Source organism: Pantoea sp. PNA 03-3 (genome assembly GCF_003201175.1).
GTDB lineage: Bacteria > Pseudomonadota > Gammaproteobacteria > Enterobacterales > Enterobacteriaceae > Pantoea > Pantoea stewartii.
The window spans coordinates 190,959-209,179 of the sequence record NZ_QICO01000003.1 but is presented as its reverse complement, the minus strand read 5'-3'; the positions used below and the strand labels follow the sequence as shown (position 1 = coordinate 209,179).

Annotated in this window: 18 protein-coding genes and 1 pseudogene; 8 read left to right on the top strand and 11 right to left on the bottom strand. The window is 55.2% G+C overall.

The window, feature by feature from the left end:
• Nucleotides 1-26: 26 nt before the first annotated feature.
• A complete protein-coding gene (locus C7433_RS10840; protein ID WP_110268161.1) occupies nucleotides 27-902 on the bottom strand; it encodes an SMP-30/gluconolactonase/LRE family protein in 876 nt (291 codons plus the stop codon).
• 263 nt (nucleotides 903-1,165) lie between these two features.
• Between C7433_RS10840 and C7433_RS24020 the strand changes: the two genes are divergently transcribed.
• A complete protein-coding gene (locus tag C7433_RS24020) occupies nucleotides 1,166-1,294 on the top strand; it encodes a hypothetical protein (protein WP_255421292.1) in 129 nt (42 codons plus the stop codon).
• Between the two features lie 66 nt (nucleotides 1,295-1,360).
• Here C7433_RS24020 and C7433_RS10835 read toward each other — a convergent pair whose 3' ends face one another.
• From C7433_RS10835 to C7433_RS10820, 4 genes are all read right to left on the bottom strand, one after another.
• On the bottom strand, nucleotides 1,361-1,642 hold the full coding sequence (locus C7433_RS10835; RefSeq protein WP_006120355.1) for a hypothetical protein: 282 nt from the start codon (nucleotides 1,640-1,642) through the stop codon (nucleotides 1,361-1,363).
• Nucleotides 1,643-1,886: 244 nt separating this feature from the next.
• Complete coding sequence (locus C7433_RS10830; RefSeq protein ID WP_033740770.1) at nucleotides 1,887-2,696, bottom strand: hypothetical protein; 810 nt, start codon at nucleotides 2,694-2,696, stop codon at nucleotides 1,887-1,889.
• Between the two features lie 9 nt (nucleotides 2,697-2,705).
• The gene (locus C7433_RS10825; protein WP_006120358.1) at nucleotides 2,706-3,158 is read right to left on the bottom strand and encodes a universal stress protein; all 453 of its coding nucleotides are present in this window, start codon (nucleotides 3,156-3,158) and stop codon (nucleotides 2,706-2,708) included.
• Nucleotides 3,159-3,165: 7 nt separating this feature from the next.
• A complete protein-coding gene (locus C7433_RS10820) occupies nucleotides 3,166-3,951 on the bottom strand; it encodes an IclR family transcriptional regulator (protein WP_006120359.1) in 786 nt (261 codons plus the stop codon).
• Nucleotides 3,952-4,104: 153 nt separating this feature from the next.
• Between C7433_RS10820 and C7433_RS10815 the strand changes: the two genes are divergently transcribed.
• From C7433_RS10815 to ypdK, 3 genes are all read left to right on the top strand, one after another.
• Entirely contained in the window at nucleotides 4,105-5,706 is a 1,602-nt protein-coding gene (locus C7433_RS10815; RefSeq protein ID WP_033740774.1) for an MFS transporter, read from the top strand.
• A gap of 6 nt (nucleotides 5,707-5,712) precedes the next feature.
• Nucleotides 5,713-6,741, top strand: a complete 1,029-nt coding sequence (locus C7433_RS10810; RefSeq protein WP_110268160.1) for an HlyD family secretion protein — start codon at nucleotides 5,713-5,715, stop codon at nucleotides 6,739-6,741.
• A 196-nt stretch (nucleotides 6,742-6,937) separates the two neighbouring features.
• A complete protein-coding gene (gene ypdK / locus C7433_RS23870) occupies nucleotides 6,938-7,009 on the top strand; it encodes a membrane protein YpdK (protein WP_006120362.1) in 72 nt (23 codons plus the stop codon).
• A gap of 49 nt (nucleotides 7,010-7,058) precedes the next feature.
• Here ypdK and alaC read toward each other — a convergent pair whose 3' ends face one another.
• Nucleotides 7,059-8,294: an alanine transaminase gene (alaC, locus tag C7433_RS10800; RefSeq protein WP_006120363.1), complete on the bottom strand. Its 1,236-nt coding sequence runs from the start codon at nucleotides 8,292-8,294 to the stop codon at nucleotides 7,059-7,061.
• A gap of 116 nt (nucleotides 8,295-8,410) precedes the next feature.
• Nucleotides 8,411-8,935 (bottom strand): GNAT family N-acetyltransferase, encoded by a 525-nt coding sequence (locus C7433_RS10795; protein ID WP_039339839.1) that lies wholly within the window; start codon nucleotides 8,933-8,935, stop codon nucleotides 8,411-8,413.
• A gap of 250 nt (nucleotides 8,936-9,185) precedes the next feature.
• Between C7433_RS10795 and C7433_RS10790 the strand changes: the two genes are divergently transcribed.
• Nucleotides 9,186-10,856: a sensor histidine kinase gene (locus C7433_RS10790; protein WP_039340149.1), complete on the top strand. Its 1,671-nt coding sequence runs from the start codon at nucleotides 9,186-9,188 to the stop codon at nucleotides 10,854-10,856.
• Nucleotides 10,853-11,581: a LytTR family DNA-binding domain-containing protein gene (locus C7433_RS10785; RefSeq protein WP_110268159.1), complete on the top strand. Its 729-nt coding sequence runs from the start codon at nucleotides 10,853-10,855 to the stop codon at nucleotides 11,579-11,581. The genes C7433_RS10790 and C7433_RS10785 overlap by 4 nt, the downstream gene beginning before the upstream one ends.
• Before the next feature lie 49 nt (nucleotides 11,582-11,630).
• Here C7433_RS10785 and glk read toward each other — a convergent pair whose 3' ends face one another.
• Nucleotides 11,631-12,596, bottom strand: a complete 966-nt coding sequence (gene glk, locus C7433_RS10780; protein WP_039339845.1) for a glucokinase — start codon at nucleotides 12,594-12,596, stop codon at nucleotides 11,631-11,633.
• 162 nt (nucleotides 12,597-12,758) lie between these two features.
• The gene (locus tag C7433_RS10775) at nucleotides 12,759-14,411 is read right to left on the bottom strand and encodes a thiamine pyrophosphate-binding protein (protein WP_110268158.1); all 1,653 of its coding nucleotides are present in this window, start codon (nucleotides 14,409-14,411) and stop codon (nucleotides 12,759-12,761) included.
• Nucleotides 14,412-14,628: 217 nt separating this feature from the next.
• Between C7433_RS10775 and mgrA the strand changes: the two genes are divergently transcribed.
• Both mgrA and C7433_RS10765 read left to right on the top strand, forming a co-directional pair.
• The gene (gene mgrA, locus C7433_RS10770) at nucleotides 14,629-15,618 is read left to right on the top strand and encodes an L-glyceraldehyde 3-phosphate reductase (protein WP_110268157.1); all 990 of its coding nucleotides are present in this window, start codon (nucleotides 14,629-14,631) and stop codon (nucleotides 15,616-15,618) included.
• A 151-nt stretch (nucleotides 15,619-15,769) separates the two neighbouring features.
• The gene (locus tag C7433_RS10765; protein ID WP_033740783.1) at nucleotides 15,770-16,120 is read left to right on the top strand and encodes a DUF2502 domain-containing protein; all 351 of its coding nucleotides are present in this window, start codon (nucleotides 15,770-15,772) and stop codon (nucleotides 16,118-16,120) included.
• Between the two features lie 40 nt (nucleotides 16,121-16,160).
• On the opposite strand, the gene C7433_RS10760 is transcribed toward C7433_RS10765, so the two are convergent.
• Both C7433_RS10760 and C7433_RS10755 read right to left on the bottom strand, forming a co-directional pair.
• The gene (locus C7433_RS10760; protein WP_058701243.1) at nucleotides 16,161-16,850 is read right to left on the bottom strand and encodes an O-methyltransferase; all 690 of its coding nucleotides are present in this window, start codon (nucleotides 16,848-16,850) and stop codon (nucleotides 16,161-16,163) included.
• Nucleotides 16,851-16,937: 87 nt separating this feature from the next.
• Nucleotides 16,938-18,182 (bottom strand): annotated as a pseudogene (locus C7433_RS10755) (Nramp family divalent metal transporter); the annotation flags it as partial.
• Nucleotides 18,183-18,221 lie beyond the last annotated feature (39 nt).

The window sequence follows — 18,221 nt, the reverse complement described above, 5'->3', positions numbered from 1 at the left end:
GGGCCAGATAAGCCTGGCCCTCATCATCAGCCGCGAAAACGCGGCTCTTCCATACCGGCCACGTCGACATCCACCGCAAAAATATCGCCCGACTGCGGATAGCGGGCGAGATCCTCTTCGCTGAGGTTTTCGCGTGAGCTGGTGATGAACAGCGTCTTGAGATCGCTGCCGCCAAACGTCACCATGGTGGGCCATTTCACCGGCAGTGTAATCTCATCGACGATTTCACCGTCGTGCGGATCAATACGCACGACGCGTCCGCCGTCAAACAGGGCTGACCAGTAATAGCCCTCACTGTCGACAGCCGCCCCATCGGGCAAGCCACCACGGGCATCAAACCGCCGGAAGATTTCACGCTGCCCCGGCTCGCCCTGAGCATCAAGCGGATAGCGATAGAGCACTTCATTCGGCGTATCGCTGTGATACATCCACTGACGGTCAGGAGAAAAGGCAACGCCATTGGAAATTTTGATGTCGCGTGCCTTCACCTCAAGCGTCAAATCAGGCGTTACGCGACAAAGCAAGCCGCCGTTTTTATCCTGTGGCTCCCATAAACTGCCGCACCAGAAATTACCCCAGGGATCCACGCGGCCATCATTGAAGCGGCTTTTCCCGGCGATACCGGGATTATCCGCCACTTTTTTTTGCGGTTTCCCCTGCTCGTCCAGCAGCCAGACGCCGCTACGCAGTGCGGCAATGATACCGCCCTGTTCCCGCAGGCCGATGCATCCGACTTCTTCTGCCTGGGGAAATGTGGAGAGCTCACCACTCGCCGGATCGAAACGATGGATGGCCGGTGCCAGAATATCCACACACCACAGCACCTGTTCCTGCACAGCCCAGAGCGGACATTCTGCCAGCTCTGCCTGAAGCGGCAGAACGTTTTTTACCCTATGCGTCATGTTTGTCTCCCTTTAATTGTCCTGATATTACTGTAGCGCTAATTTCCATCTTCACACATGCACGTCAGCCTTGTTTTTAAGACAGGTCTCACGCATATTAATACCTATTCGGTCTATTCCGATTGGAATATGCGCTCACCCTCTTTTTCGCGTTCTTTTTTGAAATATCGCGACATATTTATCGAAATAACTCTACACAGGCTGCATTTTTGCTGCACTTTTTCGGCGTATTATCCTGAGTATTGAAAAAGAGGAGGTGCCGTATGCCAGACATCGTTACCGCCGCGCTGTTCCCTCAGTCGGTAGCCTTTATTTCTCCTGGACAGGAGGCGTTATCCGCAGACGTTCCAGCGCAGCAGAAAGGAGGCATGAAACAAAATGATATTCACTGAAGGGCAAAGATTTCACACAGCATAATATAAAAAGAAGGTGGGATATAATCCCACCTCATTTATTCATTAACTTTTCACTGCGTAATTACACTGATACCAGGTTTTCTTTAAACCTGGTATTGTGCTGTCCTGAACAGGGAGTGACTCTACTTTATCAAAACCTTTATTGCTGCAGTAATTCGCGATATCAATTTCCATTGCATCACGATTCACTTTCAGCGGGTCGAAACGATATTGTACGGTATTTGAACTGGGATCTTCATCAACACGTTCAAACGCCCCGGGTTTACTGGCGGTACAACCGCTCAGAAAAATAAGTGCAAATGCACCCATGATTGCCATTTTCATTTTATTTCCTCACATTTTGACGCAGTGTAAGGCGCTGCAAAATGCGCATCTATAGGATTAGTACGCGAACAACTGCGTATTTACGAAGTTTTACCAATTGATTCAATACGGTTAAACAACTGGCAGGTTATGCCAATAAACTGCGACACTGATTCCAGTGAAAAGCCTCACGAACAACACCAGGAATTACTCTAAAAAAAGCCTCTCTCAGCATTTAGCCCGCCACTGGCGGGCTTTTTTCTTTTTAACCTTCGCCTGAAAGCGCAATCATTCTACGAAGCAGATTGGCGGCTTGCTTGTCCGGGAGTGCGAGGATGGCACTATAAAGATCGACAGACATGGCACACATGGAAGACCGATCAACGGCGGCATCGGCAGGCATATTCAGCTGTTGCAGCTTATTGCCCCACTTCAGGTAGAGATGGTCGACGATGGTTTTGAGATCGTGCTGCGCCTGCTTGCGGTCCAGCGGTTGTTCGTCCCCCAGACTGTTAAGCAGCAAATACTCGGTGGCATCGGCATCTTTTTGGTTCAGGCTGGCGGGCAGAGTTTCAACCAGATTGATACCGCCCTTCACCTGCGGATAAAGGAACTGAAAACAGAGGCCCGGGTCAATTTTATTGAGCGTCTGCATTTCTTCCACCGAGACGCCAATATATTTCAATACGGCCGCGTCAGTACCCCGCATAAGGCGCTGATTGATCACATCCGTCAATAACCCGCGCAGTTCGCCCGTTGCCTGCAACATGGGTTCGCCTTCACGCAGTTTGCGCGCCAGATCGCGCGTCAGTATTTGCCACAGCGCGGGTTCCTGAGTGCGCAGCACCCGATATACCGTAGCCTGTGCCATATAATCTGCCGCGCGCTCGTAGCGTTTCTCCTGCTGCTGCTGAGGCTGGATCCAGCTGAACCATAAAACATTCGACAACAACAGCGGCAGGATAAAAAGAACCACGCCCTGCCACGCTTTAAGCCGGGTGGTTCTGACTAACATAACGATGATAATCGCCAGCAGCACAAAGGCGGCCAGCGTAAGAAAAAGCAGGAGAGTCATACTACGTTGTTAATCCTTACGCACATCGATCAGTACCGGGCAATGCGCGCGTTCAACCACAGCGGCACTCACAGATCCTTTTAATAACCGGTTAAAGGGCGATAAATGACGTCGCCCCATAATAATCATGCTGGCATTGAGCTGCTGGGACTGGGCCACGATTGTCTCCGCCGCTTCGCCGGCCAGAATCATACCTCGCGCCTTAATGCCGGCCTGGAGCAAGGGTGCCAGGGCATGACGTACCACCATTTCAGCGGTATTTTGCTCATCCTGCGCGGCCACAAAATCTGCCGGATCTTCACCGGCATCAATATCGATGGGCTGGCTACAGGATGAATAGGCGGGATCGATACAACACAGCACAATCACTTGTGCATCATGCGCCTGTGCTTCTTCGATCGTTAACGACACCACTTTCTTCGCGACCGGTGAATTATCGATAGCCATTAATACTGTTTTCATTGAGCACTCATCCTTCAACAGCGGCAATTTTGCCAATTTCACGAATCAGAGCCTGTTTGCACAGCAACATTTCTTCACGATAGCGTGATTCATGCTTCTTAAACCGCGCCGTGGGCACCAGTAAGGAGACCGCAAAGCGGCCAAACAGTGTATCGAGCGCAAAGGCCATGGTTGAAACGCCTTCAAGGGTTTCACCACGGTCGTAGGAAATGCTGGTTTCACGCACTTCCCGAAGCATCTCTAACAGTGCTGCCTGCGTCTTAACCGTCTTGTCCGTGAGTTCGCGCCAGGCATCTCCCACCAGCGTCCGGACGTCTTCATCGCTTTCCAGCGCCAGCAAGGCGCGGCCACCCGAGGTGCTGTAGAGCGGCAGCTCCAGTCCGATACGGGGAACCACCCGCAGCTCGCGCGACGCCACAACATAATGAATGACGGCAAGCTGCGCACCACTGGCGCGGGACAGGGAGACCGTTTCATTGGTATCCGCCGACAGTTTTTCCAGCAGCGGCTTGACCAAATCGACCACATCCGTGTTCACGCTGGCGAGCAGCTTCAGTAAAGCTGGCCCAAGACGCAATCCGCCCGCCCCACTGCTTCGAACCAGTTCGGCGCTGTCCAGCGCGGCCACAATGCGCTGTACGGTAGAACGCGGCAGATCAACCGCATGCGCGATTTCGCCCAGACTCATGCCACCGGGATGCTCGCCCAGAGCATTAAGAATTTTAGCCGCGCGCGCAATAACCTGAATACCGCCCGTTTTTTCATCTTCGCGGCTGGATGATTGTTGAGTCATAGCGTCGTCCTTTTTGAGCTGGCTTACTGTAACCCGAAAAGCGCACGTTTTACAGCGTGTACCACATTGCAATACAGCATATTGCCATGTAATATCGCCCCGCCTGTATCGCATCGCAATACATCGAACCAAAAAAACAATGAGACACCTGCTATGACGACCCAGCCTGGCACTGCGCCGCCGCTGCATCCCTTTACCTTACGTCTCGCCCTGGGCCTGCTTGGCGTCTGGATCGCGGCGCTGACCTCCGGGCTCAACGATCGCGTCAGTGATATTGCGCTGGCCGATATTCGTGCTGCTCTCGGTATGGGCTACGACGACGGAAGCTGGATTGTTTCGGCTTATCAGGCTGCCGAAGTGGCCGCCATGATGATTGCGCCGTGGTTCGCGGTGACGTTTTCCCTGCGCCGCTTTACGTTATTTGTTTCGGTCGGCTTTATGCTGTCCGGAATACTGTTACCGCTGATGACCGATCCTGTGCTGTTTATGGCATTACGCGTGATCCAGGGGCTCTTTGGCGGCGCGCTGCCGCCGATGCTGATGACCGTCGCCCTGCGTTTTCTGCCACCGCCGTTCAAGCTCTATGGATTAGGCGCCTATGCCCTTACTGCCACCTTCGGGCCGAATATGGCCGCGTCGCTGGCCGCCTTCTGGACCGATCAGGTCAGCTGGATGTTTGTCTTCTGGCAGGTTGTGCCCGGTATGCTGATAGCCCTCGTATTAACCGGCTGGGGATTGCCTCAGGATCCGTTGCGCACAGAACGTTTTCAGCAGATCGATCTGTTCGGGATGCTCACAGGCTGTAGCGGGATGGCGTTAATCATTCTGGTACTCAGCCAGGGCGAACGGCTTGACTGGCTGGATTCTCCGCTGATTGCCGCTATGCTGCTGGCCGCCGTGCCGTTACTCATCGTCTTTTTAATCAATGAGTGGTTCCATCCCCTGCCGCTGTTTAAGTTGCAGATGCTGCGGCGACCTAACCTGCTGCACGGCCTGCTGGTACTGGCCGGCGTCCTGATCGTGTCGCTGTCCGGCTCTGCCCTGCCTTCCAGCTATTTTGCCCAGGTCGATGGCTTTCGCATCGCCCAGTTCGCGCCGCTGGCGTTGACCATTGGGTTGCCCCAGCTCATTGTGGCGCCGTTGCTTGCCGCCCTGCTGAATATCCGCTGGATTGACTGTCGCTGGATGCTTGCAGTGGGCTTGTGCTTCCTGATTGCCTCCTGCCTGCTCGGTATGCAGATCACAACGGACTGGGCGCGGGATAACTTCTGGCTGATTCAGGCGTTGCAGGCCGTAGGCCAGCCGATGGTGATTCTGCCCGTGCTGATGAGCGCGACCAGCGTGGTAGCACCGCCTGAAGGACCTTTTGCCTCGGCGATGTTCAACACGGTACGCGGGTTTTCCAGCATTGCGGCCTCTACCCTGGTGTCATGGTTTGTCAGCCATCGTGAACAGTTTCACTCCAGTATCCTCGTCAACCAGGCGGGCAGCAGGCCGTGGCTGATGACCGCCCCCAACAGCAGTCAGGCCAGCAGTCAGTTTCCGCTGTTGCCCGATGGCAGCGTGAGTTCCGTCGAGAATCTGCGCGGCTTTGCTACCCAGATAAAGCACCAGGCGCTGGTGCTCGGCCTGAGTGATACCTGGCTGCTGCTGATCGGTTTTGCGCTGCTGCTGCTGGTCGTCACCGCCTGGCTGCCGAAACGCGTCTGGCCGCCCCAAACCTTGATTCAACCTGCAACCTCCACGTCGAGATAACTGTATATGCGTGCTTTAGTAATGAGAAAAACCGTGCTGCTTTCCCTGCTGCTGCTGGTTTTGCTGGCGATGGCGCTGATTGTCTGGTCCGTGATGACCCGTAACGATCACCGTACCAATGATGCCTGGGTCAATGCCGATTACACCCTTGTTGCGCCCAAAGTGTCGGGGTACATCGCCAGCGTCAGGGTGAAAGATAACCAGCAGGTTGCCGCCGGTGAACTCCTGGCGACGCAGGACGATCGCGATTACAAAGTGGCACTGGAAAGCGCGGAGGCCGCATTGCAGGTCAGTGAAGCCAAACTGTTGAGCAGCAAAGCACAGCTGGAGCAGCAGCAGTCGGTCATTGATGAACAGAAGGCCAGCGTTTCCGCCAGTCAGGCTTCGGCGCAGTATGCCGGACAGAGTGCCGAACGCTATAACCGTCTCTATCAGCGCGGCACCGTTGCCGCTGACGAGCAGCAAAAAGCCAGCTCGGCGCAGCGCTCTGCCAGCGCCGCGGTGCGTCAGAGTGAAGCCGCGCTCGCTTCTGCGATTAAGCAGGTTGGCGTGCTGCAGGCAGCCGTCCGATCCGCCGAAGCGGATGTTGCTGCCGCCCGAGCCAGCGTCGACCAGGCACGTCTTAATCTGTCTTACACCCGCATTGTGGCCCCGGTGGCCGGCATGGTGGGACAGCGCGCAGTGCGCCTGGGCGCCTATGTTTCCGCCGGTACCCGTTTGCTGGCGGTGGTGCCGTTACAACAAACCTATATCACCGCGAATTATCTGGAAACGCAGTTGCAGGATGTGCGTCCGGGTCAACCCGTCCGCATCAGGGTAGATGCTTTGCCTGACCAGATTTTTACCGGTCACGTCGACAGTCTTGCCCCCGCGACAGGCGCGACATTTGCGGCGATTGCTCCCGATAATGCGACCGGCAACTACACGAAAGTGGTTCAGCGATTACCGGTTAAAATTGTCCTGGACCAGGACCAGAAAAACCTGGCGCAACTCCGCGTAGGCATGTCGGCAGTGCCGGACATTGACGTTCGATAAAAATGTGAACAAACTCTCAGAACCAAACTATTTATTTTCGGTCTGAATACGCGTAGATTAGCCCCGATCCTGTTCTGAGTTATTCAGTTCGTACGGGAGATCGTTGACCGTAAATCTGAACGGCGACCTTATCCTTTCTGTCCGCGTTGCGCTGGATGGGATCGCCAATATCGTAACCGCTCAGAGGAGTTCGCTTGTGAAATATGCGCTGATGGGAATTTCTTTCTTTGTACTACTTTGGGTCGGCACCTTTGTGCTGATGCTGTAGTCTCTGCAGGCATTCCACAGGGGCGACAGGTGGTCGCCCCAATGGGATGTTAAATCTGTTCTTCCATACTTTTCACGCTGCCCGGCAAAATGCCGTCGGCGCGAAACATCGCCTTAATGCCTCTTACCGCCTGTCGGATACGATCGCTGTTTTCAATCAGTGCAAATCGGACGTGCGTATCGCCATAATCACCGAAGCCCACGCCGGGTGAAACGCATACTTTCGCTTCCTGCAGCATGTGCTTGGCAAATTCCAGCGAGCCCAGATGCGCATAATGATCCGGAATCTTTGCCCAGACGTACATCGACGCTTTGGGAATATCCACCATCCAGCCCGCTTCATGCAGCCCTTTCACCAGCACGTCGCGGCGACGTTTATACTGTTCGGCAATATCGCGCACGCACTGCTGATCCCCTTCCAGGGCCGCAATCGCCGCGACCTGTAAGGGCGTAAAGGTGCCGTAATCGTGGTAGCTCTTGATTCGGGCTAAGGCGGCGACCAGCTCTTTGTTGCCCACCATAAAACCTATGCGCCAGCCGGCCATGTTATAGCTTTTTGACAGGGTGAAAAATTCGACGGCCACATCCCGTGCGCCAGGCACCTGCATAATGGACGGCGCTTTCCAGCCATCATAGACGATATCGGCATAGGCCAGATCGTGAATGACCAGCACGTTGTACTGTTTGGCCAGCGCGATGACGCGCTCAAAAAAGTCCAGCTCTACGCACTGAGAAGTGGGATTCGACGGGAAACCCAGCACCATCATTTTAGGTTTAGGATAGCTCTCGCGAATAGCACGCTCCAGCTCATTGAAGAAATCAATGCCCTCCACCAGCGGGACGGAGCGCACCTGAGCGCCTGCGATAACGGCCCCATAGATATGAATGGGATAGCTGGGATTCGGCACCAGCACCGTGTCGCCATGGTCAAGCGTGGCCAGCATCAGGTGAGCCAGACCTTCTTTGGAACCAATGGTGACTATCGCTTCCGATTCGGGATCAATATCTACCTGATAACGCTCCTGATACCAGCGTGAAATAGCACGCCGCAGGCGAGGAATACCGCGCGATGTGGAATAGCCGTGCGTATCTTCACGTTGAGCCACCTGGCACAGTTTTTCGACAATGTGCGGCGGCGTCGCGCCATCGGGATTACCCATTGAAAGGTCGATGATATCTTCGCCGCGCCGACGCGCAGCCATCTTCAGTTCAGCGGTAATGTTAAAGACGTAAGGGGGCAGGCGTTCAATACGCGAGAAACGACGAGTGGTGCTGTTATCAGCCATGGTATCCTCTGGAAACGTTAGCGCCCGGACCGTCCGAGCGACGCTGGTCACTGCGGTGACCTCAACAAGAACATAACGCGCTAATAACAACTTTGTCGAGAGGAGCAGAAAATTTTTTATTTTCCCGGATTGAGCCGCTCGAGCAGCCAGTCATTCACCCAGCGGTCATTCAGCAGATAATTATTTTGCAGCGTCCGTTTCAGCAGAAAGCCGTTTTTTTCCAGAATTCGCCGGGAAGCCCAGTTTCCTTCCACCACCAGCGCCCGGAGTTTGAGAAAATCGGCGTCGAACAAACACGCACACAGCGCTTCCAGCGCTTCACTGCCAAACCCCTGACCACAGTGGCGATGCAGCAGCATATATCCCACCTCCGCCTGACGGGCGGGCTGCCATTCCGGCGTACAACCCAATAACCCGATGGCTTCCCCGCTGTCGCGCCGCCTGATGACCAGGCATAACATGTGAAAACTGCCGGGTTGCCAGGGTGCCAGACGCTGACGAAACCGCTCACGGATATCATCTTCATCGGGAATGTCACTTACCCAGCGCATAGTATCGCGATCTTCATGTACCGCACGAAACAGCTGCCAGTCTTCAGGCTGCAAAGAGGTTAACGTCAAACGCGAGGTAGTCAGATGCATACATCACTCCGGGCGATAACACGTAATAAAGTCACCGGGCCTGACCACAGTGGACCGGGCCGCACTGGCAGCGGAAAAACGTTCCTCTTAAATGAGCTCAACATTTCCTCTTTTTCAGCTTTTGAATAAATTGATCTAAAACATGAACTGCCCGGCTGGCTGTCAGGCACGCTGGCACAACATCATCACATTTTTTATCATAACCTTCTTTGACCTCGCTGAAGAGTCGCCTGTGACTTCACACTTTACTATGCTTCTGGCCGTCTTTGACCGTGCGGCGCTGATGCTGATTTGCCTGTTTTTTCTGACGCGAACCCCACCTTTTCGTCAGATCCTGCAGAAAGATGAGCATACGGCGCTGGAAAAAGCGGCCGTGATTGCCATTTTTTCACTGTTTGCACTTTTCAGTACCTGGTCAGGGGTCAATGTCGACGGTTCATTGCTCAACGTACGGGTGATCGCCGTGATGGCTGGCGGTATTTTGTTTGGTCCCTGGGTTGGCATTACCACCGGTGTGATTGCCGGTCTGCACCGCTTCCTGATAGATATTCATGGTGTGACGTCAGTGCCCTGCCTGATGACCAGCATCATCGCCGGCATTGTCGCCGGTGCCATTCATCGCCGGGTGCAGCGCGAACGGCGCTGGCTGGTAGGGATTCTGGGCGGCATGTTTTGCGAAAGTCTGACCATGCTGCTTATCGTGTTGTGGGCCACGCCCACCGCGCTCGGGCTGACCATTGTTTCTGAAATTGCCCTGCCGATGATTCTGGGCGCCGCCAGCATTGGCTTAATCGTGTTGCTGGTGCAGAGCGTGGAAGGTGAAAAAGAGGCTATTGCGGCACGTCAGGCAAAACTGGCGCTGGATATCGCTAACCAGACCCTGCCGCTGTTCCGTCAGGTCAACAGCGATTCCCTGCGCCGTGTCTGTGACATCATTCGACGGGAAATCAAGGCCGATGCCGTCGCGATGACCAACAAGCAGAAGATTTTGGCCTATGTTGGCTACGGTGAACACAATTACCAGCATGGTGACGACGGGATCAGCCCGACGACGGCGCAGGCGATGCACAGTGGGAAGATCATCATCAAAAACAATGACGAAGCCCACCGGACGAAAGATATTCACTCCATGATCGTCATCCCCTTGTGGGAAAAAGGCAAGGTGACCGGCACGCTGAAGATTTATTACCGTCGTGCGCACCGCATCACCGGCTCGCTGAAAGAGATGGCGGTAGGCCTGTCCCAGATTATTTCGACGCAGCTGGAAGTCTCGCGTACGGAGCAACTGCGCGAAATGGCCAATAAAGCGGAACTGCGTGCCCTGCAGAGCAAAATTAATCCGCATTTCCTGTTCAATGCGCTGAATGCCATTTCGTCATCTATCCGGCTCAATCCCGATACGGCGCGCCAGTTGGTCATCAACTTATCGCGCTATCTGCGCTACAACCTCGAACTGAATGACGATGAGCTTATCGATATCAAGAAAGAACTCTGGCAGGTAAAAGATTATATAGCGATTGAGCAGGCGCGCTTTGGCGATAAGTTAACCATGATTTATGACATTGACGAGGATTTGCATTTTTCCCTGCCCAGCCTGCTGATTCAGCCGTTGGTGGAGAATGCTATTGTTCATGGCATTCAGCCCTGTAAAGGTAAAGGTGTGGTGACGTTAAGTGTGCGAGACCTGGGCGACCGCGTGCGCATCGCCGTGCGTGATACCGGTAAAGGGATCAGTGACGAGGTGATTGATCGTGTGGCTCGCAACGAAATGCCCGGCAATAAAATTGGCCTGTTAAATGTCCATCACCGGGTGAAGTTACTCTCGGGCGAAGGGCTGCACATTGCGCGTCATCAGCCCGGCACCGAAATCGCGTTTACACTGAGCAAAACCGGGCAGTTACTGGTGGGGAACCTTGCATGAAAGCCATCATCGTCGAGGACGAATTTCTGGCCCAGCAAGAGCTGAGCTGGATGATTCAGCAACACAGTAAGATTGAGATAGCGGCCTGCTTTGATGACGGTCTGGATGTCCTCAAATATCTGCAGCAGCATCGGGTTGATGTGATCTTTCTCGACATCAATATTCCCTCTCTGGATGGCATGTTACTGGCAAAGAGTATTCATCAGTTTGTTCATAAGCCCCTGATTGTGTTTATCACGGCCTGGAAAGAGCATGCCGTGGAAGCCTTTGAACTGGAAGCGTTTGACTATATTCTGAAACCGTATCATGAATCCCGTATCGTCACGATGCTGAACAAGCTGGAAACCACCTGGCAGCAACAGCACGCGCCCGCTCAGACGCCAATGGCGCAGAGCGTACTGACCGTGAATCTGACCAAAGATGAACGCATTATCGTGACCGACGTGAATGACATTTACTACGTTGAGGCGCACGAGAAGTTAACCTTCGTCTATACCCGCCGTGAAGCCTATGTGATGTCGATGACAATGACGGAATTCTGCTCACGCCTGCCCGAACACCTGTTCTTCCGCTGCCACCGGTCCTACTGCGTCAACCTCAACAAAATCCGGGAAATCGAACCCTGGTTTAACAATACCTATCTGCTGAAGTTGCGGGATATGGAAGTACAGGTACCGGTCAGCCGCAGCAAAGTAAAAGCGTTTCGGCTACTGATGCGGTTGTGAGAGGGAAAGGCGGCTCTGCCCTTGCGTCGGGCAGGACAGAGCCTGCAAACTAGAGAATACGGCCCAGCGTCTGGCGCAGGTGCGCACCGGCACCCAACAGCCCGGGTTGGTCATGCGTGATCATATAAACCGGGATATCGGCAACATAGTCACGGAAGCGCCCTTTGTCTTCAAAAGCGGCACGAAAACCCGAGGCTTTGAAGAACTCCAGGAAACGCGGCACGATCCCGCCCGCGATGTAAACGCCACCGAAGGTCCCGAGGTTCAGCGCCAGATTACCGCCAAAACGTCCCATGATGACGCAGAACAGCGATAAGGCACGACGGCAGTCGGTGCAGCTGTCCGCCAGGGCGCGCTCACTGACTTCGCGTGGCTTAAGATTCTCCGGCTCACGGTTATCGACTTTTACAATCGCACGGTAGAGATTGACCAGACCAGCGCCTGACAACACACGTTCTGCTGAAACATGACCTAATTCTTCCCGTAAGACTTCCAGAATTTGATCTTCTTCTTCGCTGTTAGCGGCAAAATCAACATGTCCCCCTTCACCGGGTAAACTGACCCAGCGCTGGTCGACGTGTACCAGATGGCTGACGCCGAGGCCGGTTCCCGCACCGTAAATCGCGATCGGTTTATCCTTCACCGCCGATTTACCGCCAAACTGGATGACATGCTCTTCGCCGAGCATAGGAATCGCCATGGAGACAGCGGTGAAATCGTTAATAATTTCCAGGTGTTCAAAACCGATGTTCGCCTTCAACTTTTTAGTCGAGAAGGCCCAGTCGTGGTTGGTCATTTCAACCCAGTCATCGGTAATCGGGCAGGCAATGGCGATACAGCCGTCTTTAATATCCTGCTTTTGTTCATCAAGATAATGGCGGATGACGGCTTCGAGGCTGTCGTAGTCTGATGTTGCGAATGTTTTGGTCTGGGAGATGCTGCCGCTTTCCACCTCACACAAAGCGAGGCGGGCATTGGTGCCGCCGACATCGCCGACCAAGGCATAAGTTGTCATTCTTCTGGTGCTCCGCTTGGGGGTCTTAAAGAGTTGGAGGACACTATAAAATCCTGCCGATAAAACAACAACGCCCACCGAAGCTTGAGGTGAGCGTCTGACTCGTGTGTGCAACAGCCTAACCGCGTTAGTCTGGCCTGCACAGAGGCAACTTTCCGAATCTCATCCGCCGTTGCGCTGGCTCAGACAGGCTGAGACTTTACGTAACAGGGGCGGCAGGTCATCTTTTTGCATCACGACTTCAATAAACGACAGTCTGTGTTGTTGTGTCAGTTGCGCCATCAGTGCGGTCAGTTGCACGGTTTCACTGATGCGCCAGCTTTGTGCCTGACAGTGTAAACTGAATGCCTGCGGCAGCGCTGTCCAGTTCCACTGGGCAATATCATTATAACGCTGGTCTGCGCCATGAATGGCCCGCTCCACAGTATAGCCTTCATTATTGAGCAGAAAAATGATTGGATGCTGATCATCCCGCAGCATCGAGCCGAGTTCCTGAATGGTCAACTGTGCCGAACCATCGCCAATGATCAGGATGACGCGCTGTGACGGGCGTGCCGTCTGGGCACCAAACGCGGCTGGCAGAGTATAACCGATGGATCCCCATAACGGCTGTACCAGCAGCTGCGCCCCGGCAGGCAGGCGCAGCGCCGCCGCGCCAAACGCCGCGGTGCCTTGATCCGCCAGAATAATATCGCCGGGCTGGATAAAAGACTGCATGGCCTGCCAAAAGGCAGACTGGCTGATGATGGCCGCGTCAGGGACAGGCGCCGCCGGTTTCACTGGCCCGGCGGACTGCCAGCCTGCGCCATAGCGTTCGAACAACGGCAGTAATGTCTGCAACGCATCGGCCATCGACAACGGGGCAAACGTCTGTCCCGCGACGCTGGCGCTGTGTGGCTGCACGTCGATCAGCCGATCGGGGCGAAATTGCTGAGTGAATCCAGCGGTAATCGTATCCGTAAAGCGCACGCCGACGCAGAGCGTGACGTCTGCCTCTTCAATTTGCTGGCGTACCCAGCCTTCACTGCCCTCACCTGCGTAAGTGCCCACAAGCCCCGGCTGCTGCTCATCCAGCACGCCTTTGCCCATCAGCAGTGTGGCGCACGGAAAAGCACGCCCGGCACGTAACGCAGCCAGCGCCGGTTGCTGTTGCCAGCGCTGCGCCAGAAAATCGGCCAGGAGTGAGACGCGTTGCGCCGGTGCCAGTAACCGCTCGGCGGCCTGGCGAAACGCGCTGCGCAGGGATTCGGGTGACGAAGCCGACGATACCAGGGGATGAACGGGCGCAGCGGTTTCGGCCTGGGCAACATCGACAGGCAACAGCAGATAGCCCGGACGATGTTGCTGGATCACGCTGCACAAAACCCGGTCAATTTCGGCGGTGGCATTCTCAGCGGTCAGTTGCGCGGTGGCGACGTTAACCTCTTTTGCCATGCGGATGAAATGGCCAAAATCGCCATCCCCTAAGGTGTGGTGCACGCAGTCTCCCTGCTGCATCGCCTGGCTCGACGGCGCGCCCACGATATGAATCACGGGCACGTACTCTGCGAAGCTGCCTGCCAGACCGTTGATTGCGCTGAGCTCCCCTACGCCAAAGGTAGTCAGCAACGCCGCCATACCCGAACAGCGTCCATAGCCATCCGCAGCGTAAGCGGCATTCAGCTCATTGGCACATCCCACCCAACTTATTGTCGGATGCGCAATCACCCGATCCAGAAACTGCAGGTTAAAGTCACCCGGTACGCCGAACAGATGTCGAATACCGCACGCCTGCAAACGCGCCAACAGATAATCACCAACCGTATAAGAGGACATAGCGAATTCCTTTAGGGAAGTGTTTTGATAAGTATCTGACATGGCGTTAATTTAGCGAACAGTGCCTGTCATTTCGCCAACGGATTACATGGCAAGCAAGCGTTACGACCGTGGATTATTCGGCAGATATGCGATCTGACACGGATTAATGCTGAGTGTAACCGTATACACTCCCACTGTTTTGGCACATTTAATCGTTTTCACTCAGGACTTTTCTATGACAGCTTTTCCTCGCCCCGACAGGTATCAGCATATGCAATGGCGTCGAAGTGGACGCAGTGGACTGAAGCTTCCTGCGATTTCACTGGGCCTGTGGCATAACTTTGGTGACAGCACCCCATTAGCGACCAGCCGGCAGTTGCTGCGCCATGCGTTTGACTGCGGCATCACCCATTTTGACCTGGCGAATAACTACGGTCCGCCGCCCGGTTCCGCAGAAAGCAATTTTGGTCGCATTATGCGCGACGATTTTCAGGCGCATCGCGACGAGCTGATTATTTCGACCAAGGCCGGTTATACCATGTGGGAAGGCCCTTACGGCGACTGGGGTTCGCGCAAGTATCTGGTCGCGAGTCTGGACCAGAGCCTGCGTCGAATGGGCCTGGATTACGTTGACATCTTTTACCATCACCGTCCCGATCCGGAAACGCCGCTGGAAGAAACCATGCGGGCGCTGGATCACGTTGTCCGTCAGGGCAAGGCGCTGTATGCCGCCATTTCCAACTATCCGGCAGAGCGGGCTGCTGAAGCGATGACGATTCTGCGCGATCTGGGGACACCCTGCCTGATTCATCAGCCCCGCTACTCCCTGTTTGAACGCACACCGGAACAGGGCTTATTGCAGACGCTGGATGAGCATGGCACAGGCTGTATCGCATTTTCGCCCCTCGCGGGTGGTGTGCTGACCGATCGCTATCTGCAGGGTATTCCCTCCGATTCCCGCGTCGCCAGCGGCAGTAAGTTCCTGAATGAAAATCAGCTGACGGAAGAGAAAATGGCCAGGGTGCGTAAGCTGAACGATCTGGCAGAACAGCGTGGGCAGAAACTGGCGCAAATGGCGTTAACGTGGGTGCTGCGCGATCCGCGCATTACCTCCGTGCTGATCGGGGCCAGTAAAACGGCACAAATTGACGACGCGGTGCAGATGCTGACCCAGTCACCGCTCTCGACAGACGAACTCGCCGCCATTGAGGCGATACTGGCCTGATACGGGTTGCCCGCGCACGCGGGCGGCTGTGCCAGAAAACTCTCAAAGCCCTGTTTTTCGCGTATTTTCAGACAACATGTGCAGGCTTCTTTGTGCAATACCGTCAGAATGACGTGACAGCAGTAATCATAAGCTGCTGCAGGAGAAGATAATGATACGTGGAGTATGCTTTGCTGCTTTCATAGCAGTGTTAACGCCGCTGGCGATGCACACAGCACAAGCCTCGGGAAATGAGATACGCCTGGCTCCAGGCGTCACGCTGCATCTGGGCGACCGGGACCGCCGGGGTTATTACTGGGATGGCGACCGCTGGCGTGAACCGCGCTGGTTTAACGATCGCTACGCTTATAAGGAAAGACGCTGGTGGCGGCATGATGCCTGGCGACGTCATCAGGAAGCGGAACGGGAACGTCGCTGGCACGCGCGTGAACGGCAACGCCAGTGGGAACATGAACGACGCCACTGGCGTCATGCGCACCCTGAGCCGCATCGCTACCGCTAACCGTCCTCTGCCGGCCTGCGTGCCGGCAGACAACCTGCGGTTACTCCTCGCGGCTTTTCACCCGGGCGAGCGCAAAGCCATCCCAGCCTTTTTCGCCCACGGTCTGAATCGCGGTCGCCTCCAGTCGGGGATCGCTGGCCAGCAGCCGCAGACACTCACGTACGCCCTGCACGTTGCCGTCGGTAGAACCGGCATCAATCACGGCACCGCCGCGAACAATGTTATCGACGATAATGAGACTGCCGGGCCGGGAGAGCCGAATGGCCCAGCGAAGATAGCCGGGATTATTTTTTTTGTCCGCATCAATAAAAATGAGATCAAAGGGAGCCTGCAGATGCGGCAGGACATCCAGCGCCGCCCCCACATGCAGCGTAACCCGTTCGGACAGGCCAGCCTGATGAATATTTTCGCGGGCAACATCCGCATGGCGGGGATCGGCTTCTATCGTGGTGATGGTTCCCCCCTCGCCCAGCGCCTGCGCCATCCAGATCGTGCTGTAGCCGCCGAGTGTGCCGATTTCGAGCACACGTGAGGCATTCTGAATGCTGATTAACAGCGCCAGCATTTTACCTTGCACCGCCGAAACATCATGAGCTGGCAGCCCGGCCTGACTGTTTGCCTGGAGGGCCGCGCTGAGGTGGTTATCGGGCGGCGCTAACAACTGTGAAAAATAATCGTCAACGGCGGCCCATTTCACATGGTCGTCTGAAGGGTAATCTGGCGTGCGCATGATGTCACTCCTGACTCGGGAAGAGAGTGACATTATAAACTGTGGCATTCAGCGCTTAAAGCCGTGCCCGATCGCTGCCGGGTAAGGCTACATGCCCATGGCCTGTCCGACGAGCAGGTAAATATTCAGGCTGACCACCAGCACCACAATGATTCGACCGGTGTTCTGCATCAGACGACTGTTTACCAGGGCTTCGCCCATCAGCTCACGGTTCCCCGTAAAGACCAGCAAAGGGATCAGCGCCAGTGCAATACCAAAGCTCAGCAAGACCTGGCTCATCACCAGCACACGCGTGGGATCCCAGCCCGCCCAGATCACGATAAATGACGGCACCATGGTGACGGCACGACGCACCCAGAGAGGGATATGGAAATTGATAAAGCCCTGCATTACCACCTGGCCCGCCAGCGTACCCACCACGGTGGAGGATAACCCCGCCGCGACCAGACTCAGGCCGAATACCGTCGCGGCAGCATGACCGAGCAAGGGCTGCAAGGTGGTGTAAGCCTGATCGAGTTCCGCAATACCGCTGTGGCCGCTAAAGTGAAAAGCCGCAGCGGCCGTGGCCATCATCGCCAGATTAACAAAACCGGCAATGGTCATCGCGATCGCCACATCCAGCTTAGTGGAAGAGTAACGTTGCGCCTGGCTGTCGCGGCTTTTTCCCTGCGTTAAGGCAGAATGCAGGTAGATGACGTGCGGCATAATGGTTGCACCCAGCACACCGGCCGCCAGGAAAACCGCATCGGCATTGGGCAGTGAAGGCAGCGCCATGCCTGTCACCAGTTCGCTGACTTTTGGCTGGGAAAAAAACAGTTCAACAATATAAGCGGCCGCAACAAACAGGAGTAATCCGCCGATCACCAGCTCCAGCGGCTTTTGCCCGCGGTTTTGCAGCATCAAAATCAGAACGGTGGCCACACCGGTAAGGACCGCGCCCTGCATCAGTGAGACGCCCAGCAGCAGTTTGAATCCCAGAGCCGCGCCAATAAACTCCGCCAGATCGGTCGCCATCGCGATGATCTCTGCCTGCACCCAGTAAAACCACACGGCCGGACGCGGGAACCGATCGCGAATGTGTTCCGCCAGATTCTTGCCCGTGGCAATACCGAGCTTTGCTGACATCAGTTGGATAAGCATGGCCATAATGTTGGCCCACACCACCACCCACAGCAACTGGTAGCCATACGCGGCACCGGCCTGAATATTGGTCGCGAAGTTGCCCGGATCGATATAGCCGATCGCGGCGATAAAGGCAGGCCCCAGTAAAGCGAGTTTGATTTTTCTGGCGCCACGCGCTGCGCGTTCTGCGGCACGGCTTTCTAGCATATCGGGTACCCTGTCTGAGTTAACCTGTGTAGCTTAAGGCGA